Source organism: Bacillus haikouensis, assembly GCF_013179555.1.
Taxonomy (GTDB): Bacteria; Bacillota; Bacilli; order Bacillales; family Bacillaceae_B; genus Rossellomorea; species Rossellomorea haikouensis_A.
The window spans coordinates 1-18083 of the sequence record NZ_JABMCR010000065.1; the positions used below are offsets into that span (position 1 = coordinate 1).

Annotated in this window: 18 protein-coding genes; 3 read left to right on the top strand and 15 right to left on the bottom strand. The window is 42.0% G+C overall.

Annotated elements, in window-relative coordinates; all coding sequences use genetic code 11:
* The 7 genes from HP456_RS08455 to HP456_RS08485 all read right to left on the bottom strand — a co-directional run.
* A partial coding sequence (locus HP456_RS08455) for an ABC transporter permease (protein ID WP_172249995.1) occupies positions 1–624 on the bottom strand: 624 nt, incomplete at its 3' end.
* A 70-nt stretch (positions 625–694) separates the two neighbouring features.
* Positions 695–2317, bottom strand: coding sequence for an ABC transporter substrate-binding protein (locus tag HP456_RS08460; RefSeq protein WP_246288881.1), 1623 nt, complete (start codon positions 2315–2317; stop codon positions 695–697).
* A gap of 33 nt (positions 2318–2350) precedes the next feature.
* Complete coding sequence (locus tag HP456_RS08465; RefSeq protein ID WP_172249999.1) at positions 2351–3574, bottom strand: dipeptidase; 1224 nt, start codon at positions 3572–3574, stop codon at positions 2351–2353.
* A 49-nt stretch (positions 3575–3623) separates the two neighbouring features.
* Positions 3624–4667 (bottom strand): ABC transporter ATP-binding protein, encoded by a 1044-nt coding sequence (locus HP456_RS08470; protein WP_172250001.1) that lies wholly within the window; start codon positions 4665–4667, stop codon positions 3624–3626.
* Positions 4657–5682, bottom strand: a complete 1026-nt coding sequence (locus HP456_RS08475) for an ABC transporter ATP-binding protein (RefSeq protein ID WP_172250002.1) — start codon at positions 5680–5682, stop codon at positions 4657–4659. Before HP456_RS08475 ends, HP456_RS08470 begins: the two co-directional genes overlap by 11 nt.
* An 18-nt stretch (positions 5683–5700) precedes the next feature.
* Positions 5701–6489, bottom strand: coding sequence for an IclR family transcriptional regulator (locus tag HP456_RS08480; RefSeq protein WP_172250004.1), 789 nt, complete (start codon positions 6487–6489; stop codon positions 5701–5703).
* A gap of 266 nt (positions 6490–6755) precedes the next feature.
* Positions 6756–7214 carry a VOC family protein gene (locus HP456_RS08485; protein ID WP_172250006.1) on the bottom strand — a complete coding sequence of 153 codons (459 nt, stop codon included), beginning with the start codon at positions 7212–7214 and terminating at the stop codon, positions 6756–6758.
* 482 nt (positions 7215–7696) lie between these two features.
* On the opposite strand from HP456_RS08485, the gene HP456_RS08490 reads away from it, so the two are divergent.
* A complete protein-coding gene (locus HP456_RS08490) occupies positions 7697–9121 on the top strand; it encodes a PQQ-dependent sugar dehydrogenase (protein WP_172250008.1) in 1425 nt (474 codons plus the stop codon).
* Positions 9122–9345: 224 nt separating this feature from the next.
* Here the strand turns inward: HP456_RS08490 and HP456_RS08495 are convergent, their stop codons facing one another.
* A complete protein-coding gene (locus tag HP456_RS08495; protein ID WP_172250010.1) occupies positions 9346–9909 on the bottom strand; it encodes a hypothetical protein in 564 nt (187 codons plus the stop codon).
* A gap of 287 nt (positions 9910–10196) precedes the next feature.
* Positions 10197–10574, bottom strand: a complete 378-nt coding sequence (locus HP456_RS08500) for a cupredoxin domain-containing protein (RefSeq protein WP_172250012.1) — start codon at positions 10572–10574, stop codon at positions 10197–10199.
* A gap of 604 nt (positions 10575–11178) precedes the next feature.
* Here HP456_RS08500 and HP456_RS08505 point away from each other — a divergent pair.
* A complete protein-coding gene (locus tag HP456_RS08505) occupies positions 11179–12747 on the top strand; it encodes an alkaline phosphatase family protein (RefSeq protein WP_172250014.1) in 1569 nt (522 codons plus the stop codon).
* Positions 12748–12996: 249 nt separating this feature from the next.
* Here the strand turns inward: HP456_RS08505 and HP456_RS08510 are convergent, their stop codons facing one another.
* The 6 genes from HP456_RS08510 to HP456_RS08535 all read right to left on the bottom strand — a co-directional run bounded on the left by HP456_RS08510 (position 12997) and on the right by HP456_RS08535 (position 17400).
* Positions 12997–13278, bottom strand: a complete 282-nt coding sequence (locus HP456_RS08510) for a hypothetical protein (RefSeq protein WP_172250016.1) — start codon at positions 13276–13278, stop codon at positions 12997–12999.
* Between the two features lie 10 nt (positions 13279–13288).
* The gene (locus HP456_RS08515) at positions 13289–13678 is read right to left on the bottom strand and encodes an SHOCT-like domain-containing protein (protein ID WP_172250018.1); all 390 of its coding nucleotides are present in this window, start codon (positions 13676–13678) and stop codon (positions 13289–13291) included.
* 12 nt (positions 13679–13690) lie between these two features.
* On the bottom strand, positions 13691–14056 hold the full coding sequence (locus HP456_RS08520) for a DUF2089 domain-containing protein (RefSeq protein ID WP_172250020.1): 366 nt from the start codon (positions 14054–14056) through the stop codon (positions 13691–13693).
* Positions 14057–14592: 536 nt separating this feature from the next.
* On the bottom strand, positions 14593–15297 hold the full coding sequence (locus HP456_RS08525) for a hypothetical protein (RefSeq protein ID WP_172250022.1): 705 nt from the start codon (positions 15295–15297) through the stop codon (positions 14593–14595).
* Between the two features lie 372 nt (positions 15298–15669).
* Complete coding sequence (locus HP456_RS08530) at positions 15670–16242, bottom strand: sugar O-acetyltransferase (protein ID WP_172250024.1); 573 nt, start codon at positions 16240–16242, stop codon at positions 15670–15672.
* 117 nt (positions 16243–16359) lie between these two features.
* Positions 16360–17400 (bottom strand): NAD(P)-dependent alcohol dehydrogenase, encoded by a 1041-nt coding sequence (locus HP456_RS08535; protein ID WP_172250026.1) that lies wholly within the window; start codon positions 17398–17400, stop codon positions 16360–16362.
* Between the two features lie 273 nt (positions 17401–17673).
* Between HP456_RS08535 and HP456_RS08540 the strand changes: the two genes are divergently transcribed.
* On the top strand, positions 17674–18083 hold a 410-nt coding region (locus HP456_RS08540), incomplete at its 3' end, for a MerR family transcriptional regulator (RefSeq protein ID WP_172250028.1).

Sequence of the window (18083 nt, forward strand, 5' to 3'; positions counted from 1 at the left end):
CACCTCTAACATCGAAGAACGAGTGAAACGGACAATATGAGGAAGTACCGTTGTCGTTAAAATCAGTACAGGCATAATCAAGTGTGAAATCCAACTCCATAGATCAAACTCTGCTCCACGGAGACCCACTCCTGAAGATGGAAGCCATTTGAACGTAATCGATAATAATAAAATCAGCATAAGCCCCAGCCAAAAGGCTGGAACGGACAAACCAATGACACTCACAAAATTGATGATATGGTCCCCGGCCTTTCCGCGCTTAATGGCTGAAAGAACCCCAAAAAAGATTCCTAGAATAACAGATATTATAATCGTAAAAATAGTAAGTTCAATTGTGTAAGGAAGACGCTCCATAATACGTTGGATGACTGGTTCACTGGATGTAAAAGAGGTGCCAAAATCTCCTTGGAGGGCATTCGTTAACCAATCGACATAACGAATGTATACTGGTTGATCTAATCCCAATTTTTCAACCATCGCCTGGCGTTCTTCTTCAGAGGCATCCATCCGCATCGTACTCGCCGGTCCACCGGGAGCCAGATTCACTAAGAAAAAAGTAATGAGGGTAACAATCACTAATAAAATGACACTCTGTCCAGCACGGTTAATCGTAAATCTCAGCACATCGTCTCCTCCTCTCTCCTTATTAGGAATGGAAGTGTACTGTAAAAATGTACACTTCCATCAGATAGGTTTATTCTTCGATATACCACTCGTGGATATAGTGGAGGGCATCCCCAAATGCTAAGTCAGGAACACCTTTTAGCTTTTCCACACGGACCTGTGCTTCTTGCGGATACCACAGGAAGATATATGGCAGCTGTTCAGCCATCATCTTTTGAGCTTCTACATAAATTTCTTTTCGTTTTTCAACGTCGCTTTCCTGTGCACCAGCATCTAACAGCTTATCCAACTCTTCGTTCTGATAAGCTGGAATATTATTTCCTTTCACATTTGCAGAATGCATGTAAGCCGATAAATCCGGATCGGCAGGATATCTCCACCAGTTCAAGCTCATCTCATAATCACGATTGACGACGACATCCTGAATCATAGCATTCCATTCCATCGTATTGAGTTTGACATCAAGTCCTACGGCTTTCAGGTATTGCTGTACCATTTGCGATACGGCCTCTAGATCGCCTTGAATCCCAATCTTAAAATCAATCGTGAAGGTCTTGCCATCTTTGTCTAGTAATCCATCTCCATTCGTATCTTTTAAGCCTGCTTCAGCCAGTAGTTTCTTTGCTTGTTCAGGATCGAATTCATATCTCTTTACATCATCGGTATAGTACTCTTTCAACGCTGGGGCGATCCCTGCGTCGGCAATCGTTCCATACCCCTTTAACACAGTATCGATAATATTTTGACGGTCAATCGCGTGAAGGACGGCCTGTCTAACCTTAACCTCCTGGAATTGTTCCAATTGCTGATTCAAAATAATCCAGAAGAAACGTGTTGTATCACGACCGACAACATCAACGCCTTCAGCTTTTTTTATGCGGTCAATCGCAGAAAGATCATCTAGGGCAAAAATCGACAGCTCACCACTTAGAAGCTGAGCAACATGGGTATTTGCATCTGGAAGCACCTTGTATTCCACTTCATCTAAAAGGGCTTCATCCCCATAGAAATCATCGTTACGTTCTAACACGACACCCTGTCCGGAAGTATAGCTCTTGATTTTGAAGGCACCAGTACCAACTGGTTTTACCTTATTGAAAGAAGTGAGTTCCCAAGGATCTTTCCCTTCAAAACTATGTTTCGGCAGGATCTCGGTGTTAAAGCTTAAATATGCCGGTAACGCGGCGACCGGAGATTCCAAGATGAATTTGACGGTATAGTCGTCAACGACTTGAACCTCTTTCACCTTTTTAAAATAGGAAGAGTTGTTCGCTCCCAATTCCTTGTTCAAAGCGATTTCATTAAACGTAAAGGCAACGTCTTCTGCCGTGAACTGTTCGCCATCATGCCATTTTACATCGTCTCTTAAATTAAATGTCCACTCTAATCCATCTTCAGAAGTCGACCAATCTTTCGCTAAGTCTGGAGCTGGTGATAAATCCTTACCCGGTTGTGTCAGCCCTGAGAATAGTACACGGTTTACGACATTAGATTCTGCAAATGCATTTGGATGCCAAGGGTTGAAGGTTGGATCCGCGACAATTGGAATCGTAACCTTCCCGCCTTTTTTTGGCCCGCTTGCGGTTTCTTTTGAGCTTTCACCTGAAGACTTGGGACTGCTCCCGCCACCATAGTTACAACCGGAAAGAAGAAGAACAAAGGAAAGCAAAAATAGACTAAGTACTCTCAGCATTTTAGACCTCATTGTCACCGACCCTCTCACTTTTTATTTTGCCCATGTAGCTTCTAATACACGCAGGATATTGCCGCCCGCCACTTTGCGGATATCTTCACGGCTATAGCCTTTTTTCACTAACCAGCGAATGATATTAGGGAAACATTCCGCCGGGTTTTCAAGTCCTTCTACCCATTTCACTTTAGGGAAGTTGTTGCCGCCATGCGCACTCTTAATCGAAAGCTGCTTCGTTAGTAAATCGTGAGTGCCGACATGGTCACCAAAAAGGGTATCCGGACCGAAGGCAACATGTTCTATACCAGCATAATTGGCCACATATTCAAAATGCTCCATGAACGATTCGATTGTATGTGTTAGGTTATTCTGTGAAATCGTTGTATGAGGTGCGGCTTCAATCGCAATCACGCCGCCTTTTTCTACACAAGCTTTAAGAACAGCATCTGGCTTTAAGCGATTAGAATTCCATAAAGCACGAGCTCCAGAGTGGTTAATCGTAACCGGCTTTTCACTGTATTCAATCGTATCCAATGATGTCAGATCGCTGGAATGAGATACGTCGATGGTAATTCCAAGTTTATTCATACGACGGACTGCTTGTTTTCCAAATACCGTTAGACCGCCATCTCTTGTCTCTCTCAGACCAGAACCTAATTGGTTCGCTTCGGAATAGACAATTCCCATTGTACGGATACCAAATCCGTATAATACGTCTAAGCGGTCGAGTTCGTTTTCAATCATAGTGCAAGATTCTAATGCTCCAACAAAGGCAATTTTCCCTTCCTTTTTGGCGTTGTATAAGTCCGCAATTCGTTCGGCCTTAATCACCATATCCTGGTGGGCAATGTCACTGAAACGGATTCCAAGGTCATGAATCACGTCGGACCATTTCCAGCCGGCTTGAGAGGTAATCATCGCTGTTCCATCCATGAAGTTTTCAAAAATGACATCCAATCCAGATTGACTTAAAGCTTCATAACCAGTCCAATCACGGCCTTGTCTTCTAAACTCGTAAAATTCATTTAAATTCTCAGGCATTACAAAGGTGTGTTCATGCATGCTGATGATATTATCTTCTTCTAAAATGGTTTGAACGATTTCTTCCTGATCTTCGGACACCGGATATACAAATGGCTCAACGCGGTCATTTTCTCTAGAAAGTTTGTACTCTTTATAATCCTCACCTGCATCTAAATACTGGAAAGATTTGTAGCCATCATAGACTTTCTTGTTTCCTTGCTTGATTACTTTTGTCATCTTCTAAACACTCCTTTTATATTATTTTCATGATAGAAATCTATCAGAATTATACGGTTACAGTTCCCCGGGAAACGATCGTTTCCTTAAGGGTTTGTCCAGCCTCAAGTGGATAATGACAGGAGACAAAATGGTTAGGCCGAACTTCTGTTAGTGCCGGAACCTCAGCTTTGCATCGTTCCGCTGCCAGTGGGCAGCGAGTCCGGAAAGTACATCCGGATGGAGGTGATGCGGGTGAAGGAACCTCACCTTTTAAAATGATTCGTTCTTTCTTTGACCTTGGATCCGCCTCTGGTACGGTTGATAACAGGGCCGCTGTATAGGGATGGGCAGGTGAATCAAAGATATTGTCTGTCTCAGATAGTTCGACGATCTTACCCAGATACATGACACCGACCCGGTCGGAGATGTGTCTAACAACATTGAGGCCATGAGCAATAAATAACATGGTTACTCCAAGATCCTCTTTCAGCTTCATCAGTAAGTTAAGTACTTGGGATTGAACCGATACATCCAGTGCAGACACCGGCTCGTCCGCCACGACAAATTCCGGATTCAAGGCAAGTGCCCTGGCAATACCAACCCGTTGGCGCTGCCCTCCCGAAAATTCGTGAGGGTAGCTGTTGTATCGGCTTGGGTCTAAACCGACCAACTCGAGCATTTCCTTTACCCGTTTTTCTTTTTCTGCCCCATTTGCCAATCCGTGGATTTCATACATTTCACCAATGATTTGACCGATTGTAAAACGCGGGTTTAATGAACTAAAAGGATCTTGATAGATAATCTGCATCTGTTTACGAAGCTTTCGAAGTTCATGATTTTTATAGGTTAAGATATTGCTATCTTTAAAATAAACTTGTCCATCGGAAGGCTCCTGCAGTCGTAAAATGTTCCGGCCCAATGTCGATTTCCCGCAGCCGGATTCACCGACCAATCCCAATGTCTCCCCTTTGTAAATCGAAAACGAGACATCATCCACGGCTTTGATGACCTTCTTTGTCTTGTTAAAGTAACCACCGCTTTTAACCGTAAAATATTTCTTTAAATTATCAATTTTCAGAAGTGGTCTTTTTAAAGGCTGATTAGGATTCAACCGGTTCACCCCCCACTGCGTTTATCGCCAACAAATCTTTTTCAATCAGTTCATCTGCATGCCAGCAAGCAACCTGCCTGTTCCCTCTTGTTTCTAATACCGGTTCCTCATGATGGCACCGTTCGGTCGCAAACGGACATCTTGGAGAAAACCGGCAGCCGGCCGGAACTTCATTCAGCCTTGGAATGGATCCTGAAATGGATTTAAGCGGAACACCCCGTTCGCCGTCCATTCTCGGCACAGATTCCAATAACCCTTTCGAATAGGGATGAAATGGCTGATCAAAGAGATCTTTCGTTTCGGCGATCTCCATGACTTTCCCGGCATACATGATAATAATCCGGTTTGCCATTTCAGCCGCGACACCAATATCATGGGTAATCAGCATGATTGACATATTTCGTTCTGCCCGCAACGATCGCAAAAGCTCCAAAATCTGTGCCTCTATCGTTACATCGAGAGCAGTCGTCGGTTCGTCAGCAATCAATAGTTCCGGCTCTGAGGCCAATGCAATTGCAATCATGACCCTTTGTCTCATTCCCCCGGATAATTCATGGGGATACTGCTTTAACCTCTGCTGTGGATCAGAGATTCCAACCAGCCGGACAAGTTCCTCTGCCCGTTGCAAAGCATCCCTTTTACTCACCGATCGATGAAATAATATTGCTTCCGTAATTTGTTTACCAATTGTAAAAACGGGATTAAGAGCGGTTAGGGGCTCTTGGAATATCATCGATATCTTTGCGCCGCGTATCTTCCTCATTTCTTCATTACTTTTTCCCGATAAATCTTCACCGTGGAAAAGGATTTGGCCATCAAGAATCTTTCCATTTTCAAATTCAACCAGGCGCATAATACTCATCGATGTAACACTCTTCCCGCTGCCGGATTCTCCGACAATGCAAATCGTTTCCCCTTTTTCGATATCGAAGGAGACGCCGTCAACCGCTTTAACAAAACCGTCCTTCCCTTGATAGCCAGTAACCAAATTTTTCACCTCGAGAATCTTCTCCATGCTGACACCTCCTCTCCATTACTTGATTTTTTTAAGAAGATAGTCTCTTCTTGATGGAAAAAATACTTTGCTAAAAATTCCATTAATCTGTTCAAGATAATCTTTCAATATCGGAAGCACCTTTTCCGCTTGTTCTGAAGTAAACCGGTAACTGGGTCCGGCCACTGAAATTGAGCCAATCACATTATTTCTGGGATCAAACACTGGAACGGAAATTGCGGCGACCTCATTAAGCGTTTCGCCTGCCGTGTAAAACCAACCTTGCTTACGAATAAACTCCAGCTTTTCAAGGAAAAGTTCCTTGGATTCGATTTGTTGTGCATGGTCTAAAATACCTTGATTAATAATTTTGTTTTTGATTTCATCAGGAAGATGAGCGAGGATCACCTTGTGAGAGGCACCGATATATAGTGGACCCCTTTTTCCAACAGACTCCGCGAACCGGACCTGCTGCTCACCCTCAATAATCTTGACGAACAGTCCTTCTTCATCATCAATCACCGTAAGAACCACGCTTTCCAAGGTTTCGACCGCTATACTCTTCATGATTGGATTGATCAAATCTGATATTCTTAGTCGCTCCTCGACAATATTGCTTAGTTGAATAAATTTGATTCCCAGCTCGTATTTATTTGTTTCTGGGTTCTGAAAGATATAACCATCTTCCTCAAACGTCTTCAAGATACGGTGAACAATCGTATGGCTCATATCTAGTTCTCTAGCAATATCTCGTAATCCCCATGCTGGGCGATCGGGCGTAAACACGTCCAATATACTTAATGCCTTACTTACTGTTTTTGAACTCATCTTTTCACTTCCCTTTGGTTCGATAATAGAACCAATAGTCTGAATTTTTAATCTATTAAATATAATATAACATTACTTTTAAAATATTCAATATATTTCGATAACTTATTCAACACCTTTTTAAGAATCAAGAAGCACGGGGACGGTTCTGTTGCTTCTCAAAAAAAAAAGGAAGCACGAGAACCGTCCCCATGCTTCCTAGGTTTCTGATGTGTCCCTTTAACATAAATAAAAGCACGAACTCGTTCCCCGCGCTTCCTCAAGATTCACTTCTCACGTTTATACCAATCCTCCAGCGTCATCATCTCAAACTCTTCCTCCTGATCTAATCTTAAGGGAGCGATGAACTCAAGTGAATTTCCGTCAGGATCATGAAAATAAAGGCAAGCATGGGCTTGCGGGTTATTTGGGAGGACAAGAGGCTGACGTTCCGGTGAAAAACCAAACGCTTCCCTGATCTCAACTCCTCTTTCTTGTAACCATCCTTTTGCCTCTGCTATATCTTCTGCTTCTACATGAAAAGCGATATGTCGAATGGAAGGATGATACGGGATGTTCACTTGATCAGCCTGCCACAAACCTAGCCAGCTCTTCCCTTTTTCAATCCAGACAAACGAAACGTTCTCACTTTCATACGCCACTTCCAAGCCAAGCTTCCTATAAAAATCGATTGAATTCCCGATATCACTCACGGGTAAATGTGCTTCGTATAAGCCTTTTATCATGATGAAACCTCCTTTTCTGTATCGTATAATTTTTCACGATAAAAAGGATCCTGTATTCGTTTGATGTTATCTAAGACTTTTGATTGAAGGTGATTTCATAAGAAATGTACCCGCGCTTCCTAAATGGCGGCATATAACGTTTACGGTTACTGTGTAACATAACCGTCTGCGTTTCTCCAATCACAGCCTGATTACAACCTCCGTACCATCCTTCACCTTAACATCCACCAGCAGATTCTTCAGTTCCTTGTAAATCGGCTCTAGCGCTTTTCTGTCGATGTTCAGGATTGTAAAGTCCAGTTGCTTTTTTTAAAAATGTTCCTTTGTCCAATAATGGAGACGAGACCAATTGACTGATTTTAAATTACTTGTGCGGATTAGGTGCAAATCCTTGTCAGATCCCTTGCCCCCTCTTGGTACTAACAGAACATTTCCACTCATATTATTACAAGATAAAACAATAAAAAGGGGGGTAAAATTAATTGAAAAAAGTGAAGGTTCATTTACGGCCCATTGTAAGGAAGATAAATTTACCCACTGTTTTGAAAACAACAATACTACCGGGTGACTCAATGGAAAGATTATTTATTGCAACCCAGGTAGGAGAGATCTTTTACCTTGGGAACGAAAGTGTAAAAACGTTTTTAGATATTCGCCCGCAAATTTTAAAGCTGGGTGTTTCTGGGGGCGGAAATGATGAACGGGGATTGCTGGGGCTGGCGTTTCATCCCGAATTTCATAATAACGGTTTGTTTTATCTTCATTATTCAGTGGCCGGCACACAAGGTCCAGGTGCTCAACCTGATTCAGAAGGTCTTCTGAAATTGTTCAAGCCTGATCCGTGTGACCCGGGAACCTTACGCTTAAAATGGAGAGATAGAGAAATTCACTATGATCATATTGACACAGTTGAAGAATGGGTTTACCAATCGAATGGCCAACCTCAAAAACGGCGGACATTACTTAACTTAAGAAGACCATTCTATAATCATAATGGGGTTAATAGTTTAAACTTTTCACCTGAAACAGGAAAACTTGTGTTAACAACCGGAGATGGCGGATCGGGCTATGATCCATTTAATTTAAGCCAGGATGATATGGAAATCGCCGGTAAAATAATTGAAATTGATGTAGCCAGGAATACCTTTATACAAAATCCACCCGCAGTCACACGCTTTAATGAACTTCCCGTATCCATTCAGGAAACCCTTTCAATCATGGCCAAAGGGGTTCGCAATATATCCGGCGTTTCATTTCAAAGGTTTTCTAATCAGTATGTCAAATATGCGGGAAATGTCGGACAGAATCTGGAAGAGTCGATTTATTCATTCGTCCAATATAAACCGCTGCCGGTTACTCAGCTTATTCAAGCTTCTTTGATGAATTCTGAACCTGTCGAACGAAGAATGATTAACTTTGGCTGGCGGGGCTGGGAAGGTGCTTTTCCTACTTCGATTATAAGAGACTGCACTGAAAATCCGGATTTAGATGAGAAAACAATTGCGTATTACAATGAAGCCATAACCCTTTCAGGGAGCCGTCTTCAACCTCTAACCAGTTATTATCATCAAGATCCCCGACCCGGTAAATTTGGAGGAACTGCACTTACAGGAGTGCAGGCATATATGGGGAACAGCATCCCCGACTTAACGGGAAGCGTTGTGTTTACCGACTTTGCCCGGAAAGGAACACCAGGTAAAGGGGCGCTGGCTTATACCAGGGTAAGAACAGATTTCATACCAAATGATTTCAGTGTGATTGAAACCGATTATCCTTTTGGTTCTTCATCCGCTTATTATGTCAGTTTGGGAACGAATCTGGGTCAATCCAAACTATTCTTAGGGGTGTACGGCTCTAGGAATGTGACAGATTATAACCAGGGCACTGTTTTTGAAATCGTTCCATGAAGCTGACGATAAAATGAAAATTAATCGAAACTCAAACCAAGGGGGCGTTCAGGCTCTCTTGGTTGTTTATTTTTCCAGGTATTAAAACGATTGTATTTCTCTCACATAAACTTCCGCGGTTAACTCTTATAAATCCAGAAATGGCAGGTTGCCCACCGGCTTTGGGAACGTTTTAACCACCTGAAATAAATGGGCGCAGTTCCCGAGACCGCTGACTTGGAGAATCACTGAATGAACACCATCTTTAATCTTTTAAACATGATTAACGCAAGTTCAACCCATATCCAGCTATAAAGGAAAGCAAATAAAAAGATACTCACAGTTGTAAGAAATGAAAAGGAATCAGAGACGGCTGGACCTAAAACTGGAAAGTGAAAAATATACAGCAGACTCATCATTCCGGCCATTAAAAGAATGGCCCCTGCAGCAATAATACTTACTCTCTTCCTGAAAAAGTAAAAGGATGCCCCTATGCCAAGTCCTAACAATCCTGTTGTAAAGGGAAATATGAATAATTCAGTTGGCTGCAGAATGAATAACAACATCATTGTCAGAAGGTAGGACATGACTCCAAGCGGGATGGAAAACATGGAGCCTAACAGAATAGGTGCAGTGGCAAGCGGACTAAAAAAATATCCTATCCCCGGTAAAAAACCACCAGCAGCCTGCAGAATAGCAGCAATACAGGCAAAAATCGACCCTAAAACAAGCTTCATTGGTCTTTTATATTGATTAAATAGTATTTGAGATAAACGAACCTCATCAGAAATAGGTTTAAAAAGATTCATTTCTCCATCTCCTTTTACATGGTTTATCAGTTTACATGTATTTTATTTATCAATTATTAAAAGAGGAACCATATCATTTTGCCGCTGTTAAACACCGCTTTTCATTTCCGCTTTTCTGTTAGGAATCTTCGTCTGGTACTCCAGTTAACCGCTGGAACAAGTTAAAAAGAGCAGCGATCTTTAACAAACTTTATTAAAAAAATCCGAACTCATTCGAATTCTTATGAAAGAATTTGAATCAAAGTTCGGATTTTATTTAACTAAAGCATATTTGTCTCAGTCTCATTTTATTTGACGATTACTTTCCCAACCATTCCTTCCTGGAAATGGTACCGGCATATCAGTTCATATGTACCGGGCTGTTTTGGTGTTATGGTAATGGTTTTTTCTTTTCCTGGCTGAACCTCGGTGTCAATTCCGAGCTTTTCAACTGTGAAGGTGTGCTCTTTCTTACCTTTGTTTTTTAATATCAACTTTGTGGTTGTTCCATTCGGAATAGTGATGACTTCCGGATTGAAGGAATCATCGTTCAATTCGACCTCAATCGTCCCTGTGTCCATAGGCTGAACAACTCTGGATTCGGCAAAAACGCCGCGTGTGCCCAGAGATGTGACCATCGCAACCATTGCAATCAAAAATACCAGTCTTGTTATCCGCACAGACATTCGCAACCCCTCCTTTCTACATTATTTTTTTCTAATTCATTAAAAATTATCACTTTAAATTAGGTACCAGCGTGCTTTAAATAGGGACATTTTTATCAGTGCTTTTCGTTTAAAACGAGTAACGGTTTAGGTGTAAAAGAATAAGCTCCAGAAGAGGCTAGGGTTCGAATTAGGTTGTTAAGTTTGTTATTCATTTTAGCCTGTTCCAGCGGTTGATTGGAGTGCAAGACGAAGACTCCTGCGGGAAAAGTAGCCGATGTGAGACCCCACAGGGAGGGACGACCGAGGAGGCTCACGGGCTACCCGCGGAAAGCGAAGTCTTGCACGGAAATCATTAGCGGTATAGTAAGAAGCTACACTGAAATTGTTCGTCTTAGTTTTGTCCCAGCCCTTTTTTACTTTGACCGATGGTTCATCTTCTTTTACATAACGGCCAGACTTTTCCCTTATGAAAGATGTCCTATTGAAAAGGTCAAAATCGTCAAACGATCTGGAATGAAAACCTTAGACCAGTACCATCCCTTTAATTTATAAGATTCATTAATTTCATTCATCTGTTCATACTAAAAGGTAAGAAAAACAATTCATTAATGGGGATGAAGTTATGATAAAACGTTTAGTAGTCATTTTTTCTTTTCTTATTTTTATTATCGGGTGTACCGGCAGCAGCCAGGTTTCGCCCCCGGATACCAAGATGCCGTCCCCGCTGCAACCCGGCAGCCAGTCCCATCCAAAAGTGATTCTCCTTGTTATTGACTCATTAATGGATAAATCGCTGAAAAAAGCCATTGAAGAAGGGAAAGCTCCCGCACTGGAATTTCTAAAAAAGAACGGTCAGTACAGCACTGATCTGGTAAGTTCGTATCCGACAATGTCGGTTACGATAGACAGTTCCATCATTACAGGCACTTATCCAGATCAGCATAAAATTCCAGGGCTGGTCTGGTTTAATGATAAAGAAAGACGAATTATTACCTATGGAAATGGACTTTTTGAAATTTTAAAGCTTGGTGTTTCTGATTTTGCATGGAACGGTCTTTATGCATTTAACAATCAAGACTTGAGCAGCAATGTAAAAACCATACATGAAGACCTGGAAGATGCAGGCTTAAAGACTGCTTCTATTAACGCGTTGATTTACCGTGGAAATTATCCTCATACCCTGAAGGTCCCAGGCTTCATTTCGGCAGTGACCAACCTGCCTGGTGAAATAAAAACCATGGGTCCTGAAATGCTGTCATTAGGAGTGTTTTCCAAAAAGAATCAGGAAAACCATCATATCGTCAATCGAATTGGCCTGAATGATTCTTTTGCAGCTGAGGAGTTGAAATATCTTCTTAAGAATAACACTTTACCTTCCTTTACAATTCTGTATTTACCGGAAAATGATTTCACGGTACACAGAAAAGGTCCTTCCGCGATTAAAGGAATTGAAGATGCGGATAAACAGCTCCAAAACGTTCTGAATAGCTTCCCTGACTGGAACGATGCACTCGATGACATCGTGTGGGTAATTATGGGCGACAGCAACCAGTCCTTTGTGAAATCAAATAAAAAAGAAGCGCTCATAGACCTTAGAAAAGAACTCTCTGACTACAACATATTGGAGCTTGGCGAAGCTGTCCGGTCTAAAGACGAGATTGTTATCACCGCAAATGAACGGATGGCGTATCTTTATACTCTTAAAGAGGACATTCAGCTCCGGCAAATGGCGAAAAAGTTACAAAAAGAGTCCCGTATTTCTTGGATAGCATGGAAGGACAACGAAGGTATTAACGTCATTTCCCCTGATCATCAAGGGGAACTGTCATTTCAACCAGGCGGTCCCTATAAGGACAAATATCAGCAGTCATGGTCCGTAAAAGGGAACAAAGATATCCTCGATTTGAAAATGAAAGATAACAAAATCAGCTATGGACATTACCCCGATGCTTTAGCAAGGCTGTATGGAGCGGCAGAATCACAAAAAGGCAGCTTTCTAATCACGGATGCAAAACCAGGATATGAATTCATAGGCGAAAGTTCACCGGAGCATTCCGGCGGAGGTGCCCACGGCTCGATGCACAAGGTAGATTCAACGGTTCCGCTCATTGTGTCAGGAACAAATAAAAGCATTGAGAACTTAAGGATCGTGGATTTAAAAGAGTGGATTATGGAGATTATCCAAAGATAAGAAAGCCCGCCTGATAATTCATGGAGAAATAAATGAAGAATCATTCGTTTGACGTACTTTACGGCCCAAATGCTAATTAACTGCAAGTGCACTGAAGAGATATGGGCAAAAAATAGGCCTGCATCCGCGCATTTATGCTTTCATTTACCGGGGGACAAGCTCCAGCCCTGTTTGAGTGTGCTGGGAGTAAGTAACATCAAATAAACGCATACGGTTACTGTGTACACATAACCGGATGCGTTCTTCCCATCACAGCCTGACTACAACCTCCGTACCATCCTTCGCCTTAACATCCACCAGCACAAGTCCCCTATGATTTTTCAGTTCCTTATAAATGGGCTTGAGCGCTTTTCTGTCGATGTCCAGGATAGAAAAGTCCAGTTGCTTTTTCTTAAAATGTTCTCTTGTCCAGTGATGGATACGTTGATGCAGGAATTCTGAGGACAGGATCGATATGACGATGTTTAAGATGGCATATGGAATCGGGAGGGTGAGCCTGAAGTCTTTTGATTTCACTTTTATATGCAGCATGGGCGGCTCACTATTCGATGATGACTGAAACGGTATCTCCGTTTGCCGATTTCACGTCAACAATGGGGCCTTCCAGTTCGTTTTCGATGGCTTCTGTGATCAGGTTGATGTCGATATCCTTTACATATTTCTCCGATTGCGGAATGCCCGCCGCGATGCTGTGTCCAGCCGTTAATACTGCCTTGATCAGTTTGACCGGCAGATTGGCTGCGACGTTATCACCTTCTGCTGATACAACTCGGACTTTTAATGTCTTATCTGCATATTTTGCCGTTTTTTCTGTGAGCCTGCTTCCTGTGTCTTCTTTCTCTTTTAACACTGTGATCAGTTCTGCTCCCTTGGCTGCATCGATTTTCCCTTCCTGCACCATGGTCAGCACTCTTGTGATTTCCTCATTCATGAAACGTTCCCCCTATTCATTTTTTAAAAGCTTAATGGCTTCTTCCGGTGTAATTTCGCCATTTTCGAGCATCGTGACAACCTTTTTCTCGTCAACGTCGTTTTTCTTCTTCTGTACATAGCCAAGTGATGAAATGATCTCCGTCAGCTTGCCCCGAACCGTTGGATACGAAATCCCCAGTTCCTTCTCAACTTCTTTGATATTCCCTCTGCAAGTTAGAAACACTTCCACAAAATTCAGCTGATCCGCTGACAACGATGCCAGCTTCGATAACTCAAACTCATTTTCAATCGTGGTCTGACAATGAGAACACTGCAGCTTCGTTATCTTCATCGTTTCACTGCAGACCGGGCAATTCGTAACTACTTTATAAGCCATATTGGAATTCCTTTCCTTTTGTTGATTTGATTATATATCAATAAACAGAAACTGTAAATAATTAAACTTAATATTTTTAATAAAATAATTAAAATTATTAATGTGTTAATTAACATTATTAATTTTGAATGGTGTGCAATTAAATAAAATGGGCCAGTCACCAGGTTTCGTTTACCGTGAGACTGGCCCTTTACTTATTATCAAAAAACCAAAAGGGCCTGACCCTAGGTCACTAATGCTTTAGTGTACCCGGGGTCAGGCCCAATCTCCGAATTCCTACTACTACTTTAATTTTTATCAGACTTTCGCTTTTTTGATAGTCTGTAAAGATCGAATGGCAGCCAAAATATTAATGGCAAAATCCCTATGGCCACAAATTTGGAATTATTCTCAGGGAAAATAAAATAAATAAACGCTAGACATAAAGCAAATAATAAATAAGTTAACCAAAATAATTTGGGCTTCTCAAACAACATTAAAGACACTCCCTTTAAACTTAAAATAAAAACCACCTGTAAAAAGGTGGCTATTAACCATTATATACCTATCCAGATCTTTTTTTCACTAGTCGAATAGTCTAGTAACATCATATGATATTTGTCACCATATGTTTTAAGATTCTGCCTTTCCATCATATAGCTACCGCTTAAAATCTTGTAATCGCGTCTGGAACTGAAGTAACCTGTACTCATTCCATATGCCACACAAATTGCAGCAGCAGCCCCTGCCACTCTTCCTACATAAGGGATCCAACTGACAATCAAACTTGCAATGGCAGCAGTCGCTGTTTTATCAGCAAACGATACTTCATAATCTTTCCACACTCCGTAGTACCATTCACCAACGGCTTTGGGAGCCACAATATTGCTTTTTTCTATATGTATTTCTTCTTTTTCATCCTTTTGGATTTTCACTTCCTTCAGAGTCGCCTCATTCATTTTACTCAGTTGTTCTCTCTCTTCTTCTTGAGGAAGGTAATCTGTCTCAAGTGATATGTATTTTTTTGTTTCTTTGTCCATCACGGTTACCATTGTACCCTTTTCTCCGATGATGGTGGATTTCATAGTAGCACCCTCATCTGTTTGTTTCACTTCAAAGATCTCATTCGCTAGTTTTACTGATTCTTCAAAAACTACACTTTTCTCTTGTTCACCTTCATTGGCTAGTGCTTTACTATATGGAGCAAAAGCAGATACCATGAGTGTTGATGCTATTGTTAATGATACACCCTTCTTCAACATATTTTTACAACATCTCCCTTTTTTAGTTTATTTTTTACATAAAAACCATATCATTATATTTTATGGAAAAATACTACTTAAAGAGAGATTGATAGTAAAGTATGACTGAAAAATTTTAAAATAGTTTTTTTGTTACCGAATGCAAATGATAATTTCCAATTATTTATACCTAAATTTAGTTAAATACACTTACGATTCTTTCGTGCAGTTTAGGGTCTGACCCACTTGGCTAAAATGCTTTAGTTGACTGGAGATCTCACTCCAAAACCTGGAGTATTAATTCAAAGAAAAGACCAGTTCCCCGGTTTTACTTACCGAGAGACTGGTCCTGATCTTATTACGAATATAAACTTACCTTTTCTTATAACTCCATCAATCATTAATCCCTTTCACCACTTTTGCAGGCACACCTGCAGCCACTACACTTTCCGGAACGTCTTTCGTAACAACTGCTCCCGCCGCAATAACGGAGTTGTCGCCAATCGTTATTCCTGGCAGTATGGTGGCGTTTGATCCGATCCATACGTTCTTTCCGATTGTGACAGGAGAAGCGTATGTTGTGTTTCTGGTTTCCAGGGGCAACCCATGATTCAATGTCGCAATCGTTACATTCATCCCGATCAGCGAACCATCTCCGATCCGGATCCCGCCTCTGTCTTGAAATGAACAGCCTGTATTAAAGAACACGTTCTTTCCAATCATGATGTTTTTGCCAAAGTCAGTATAAAAAGGCGGAAAGCACATAAAGGAAGAATCCACTTTAGTACCGGTCAGTTCACTGAATATCTCCACGATTTCTTCTTTAGAGTGATAAGATGTATTCAGTTCCATCGTGATCCGCTGGGCTTCATAACTGCATTGCGTTAATAGTCCATGCAGCTCCTTATCCTCACCCGAAATCGGATTTCCACTCCTGCAAAACGCTAAAAACTCTTCCATCTCCATTTAAAAAACCACCTTTCCATTTAGACGAAAATAAGATTCAATAGCCTGACCTTTTTCATAAAGTAAAGGGTGCCCCAAAAGCAAGCTTTTAAGACACCCTCGCATGATTCAGTCCGGTCAGATTGTACTTGTGTCAATGACGAATCGATATTTCACATCCGAAGCCAATACCCGCTCGTATGCCTCATCAATTTGGTCTGCTGAAATCACTTCGATCTTGGGAACAATGTTATGTTGTCCACAGAAATCCAGCATTTCCTGAGTTTCGCGGATGCCCCCGATCATGGAACCTGCAAATGAACGGCGGTGACCGATCAGCGAGAACACATTGACTTCCAAAGGCTCTGCCGGTGCGCCGACGTTCACCATTGTTCCATCAAGCGTCAGCAGGGAAAGGTACGCACTGATATCGATCTTTGCACTGACCGTGTTAATGATCAGGTCAAATGTACCGGCAAGTTTCTCGAATGTATCCGGCTCGCTGGTAGCATAATAATGTGCTGCCCCGAATGCCAGGCCATCCTCTTTTTTTCTAAGAGATTGTGAAAGGACGGTAACCTCTGCGCCCATGGCGTGTGCAATCTTGACCGCCATATGACCGAGTCCTCCAAGCCCGACCACCGCGACCTTCTTCCCAGGGCCGGCTTTCCAGTGGTTTAATGGGGAATATGTTGTAATGCCAGCGCAGAGTAATGGCGCTGCAGCATCAAGCTCGATCGTATCCGGAATCCGGAGTACGAAATCTTCAATGACAACGATATGGGTTGAATAACCGCCTTGGGTAGGCTCGCCATACTTGTCAACACCCGCATAAGTAGGCACATTTCCTTTCAGGCAGTACTGCTCTTCCCCTCGACGGCAGTTCTCACACTCGCCGCAGGAATCCACCATGCATCCTACCCCGACCCGGTCTCCGACCTTGTACTTCGTAACCTTCTCCCCAACATCCGTCACAATTCCCGCAATCTCATGTCCGGGTACGAGTGGATACTTCACTTCCCCCCACTCTCCGTGGGCAGTATGGATATCGGAATGGCAGATTCCGGCATATTTAATTTCAATCAGAACATCATGCACATCAAGATCGCGCCGCTGGATCTCAGCAGCTCGAAAAGGTTTGTCCGGACCGTCAACAGCTCTTGCTTTTGCAATTACCATAAATAAAAACCTCCTGTAATAGTAGCTTCCAAGAGACAGGCGAACTCTGAACCTGTTTAACTCTTGTGAAACCTATGGTAATACCTATAGTTAACTCTAGGTCAAGAGAAAAGGATTGATTTTAGCTAAAACATACTTATGGCAGGCTGCTTTCATCTAAACTATCATCTTACGTTTCTATCTAGTTGACTTTGACATCCCGTCATAACAGTGCTACTATTCACAAACATAGAGTTAACTCGAAGTCTATATGATTGGAAAGGAAGAGAAATAATGAAAACTTATTCGATTGGCGAAGTGGCAAAAGAGTTGAATCTCTCGGTCTATACCCTGCGATACTATGACAAGGAAGGACTTATGCCGTTTGTAGAACGGACTGAAAGCGGCACAAGATTATTCAAAGAATCCGATATCGCCGCTTTAAACATTATTGAATGCCTTAAATCCACCGGTATGCCGATCAAGGAGATCAAACACTTCATCGACTGGTGCTCCGAAGGCGATGCCACCCTGCAAAATCGATATGATATGTTCTTAGAAAGAAAAGCCACCGTGGAAGCAAAGATCAAAGAACTGCAGCAAACAATGGAAGTCATCGAGCATAAATGCAGCTACTACAAGACTGCTTTGGAGGCCGGTACGGAGGATGTTCATAAGGATAATAAAATTGAGATTATCACTAA

What these genes read in the sequence shown, in the direction of transcription:
- HP456_RS08460 (WP_246288881.1), bottom strand. Translation starts at nt 2,317, where the DNA reads ATGCTGAGAGTACTTAGTCTATTTTTGCTTTCCTTTGTTCTTCTTCTT.
- HP456_RS08465 (WP_172249999.1), bottom strand. Translation starts at nt 3,574, where the DNA reads ATGACAAAAGTAATCAAGCAAGGAAACAAGAAAGTCTATGATGGCTAC.
- HP456_RS08475 (WP_172250002.1), bottom strand. Translation starts at nt 5,682, where the DNA reads ATGGAGAAGATTCTCGAGGTGAAAAATTTGGTTACTGGCTATCAAGGG.
- HP456_RS08480 (WP_172250004.1), bottom strand. Translation starts at nt 6,489, where the DNA reads ATGAGTTCAAAAACAGTAAGTAAGGCATTAAGTATATTGGACGTGTTT.
- HP456_RS08485 (WP_172250006.1), bottom strand. Translation starts at nt 7,214, where the DNA reads ATGATAAAAGGCTTATACGAAGCACATTTACCCGTGAGTGATATCGGG.
- HP456_RS08495 (WP_172250010.1), bottom strand. Translation starts at nt 9,909, where the DNA reads ATGAATCTTTTTAAACCTATTTCTGATGAGGTTCGTTTATCTCAAATA.
- HP456_RS08500 (WP_172250012.1), bottom strand. Translation starts at nt 10,574, where the DNA reads ATGTCTGTGCGGATAACAAGACTGGTATTTTTGATTGCAATGGTTGCG.
- HP456_RS08505 (WP_172250014.1), top strand. Translation starts at nt 11,179, where the DNA reads ATGATAAAACGTTTAGTAGTCATTTTTTCTTTTCTTATTTTTATTATC.
- HP456_RS08510 (WP_172250016.1), bottom strand. Translation starts at nt 13,278, where the DNA reads ATGCTGCATATAAAAGTGAAATCAAAAGACTTCAGGCTCACCCTCCCG.
- HP456_RS08515 (WP_172250018.1), bottom strand. Translation starts at nt 13,678, where the DNA reads ATGAATGAGGAAATCACAAGAGTGCTGACCATGGTGCAGGAAGGGAAA.
- HP456_RS08520 (WP_172250020.1), bottom strand. Translation starts at nt 14,056, where the DNA reads ATGGCTTATAAAGTAGTTACGAATTGCCCGGTCTGCAGTGAAACGATG.
- HP456_RS08525 (WP_172250022.1), bottom strand. Translation starts at nt 15,297, where the DNA reads ATGTTGAAGAAGGGTGTATCATTAACAATAGCATCAACACTCATGGTA.
- HP456_RS08530 (WP_172250024.1), bottom strand. Translation starts at nt 16,242, where the DNA reads ATGGAGATGGAAGAGTTTTTAGCGTTTTGCAGGAGTGGAAATCCGATT.
- HP456_RS08535 (WP_172250026.1), bottom strand. Translation starts at nt 17,400, where the DNA reads ATGGTAATTGCAAAAGCAAGAGCTGTTGACGGTCCGGACAAACCTTTT.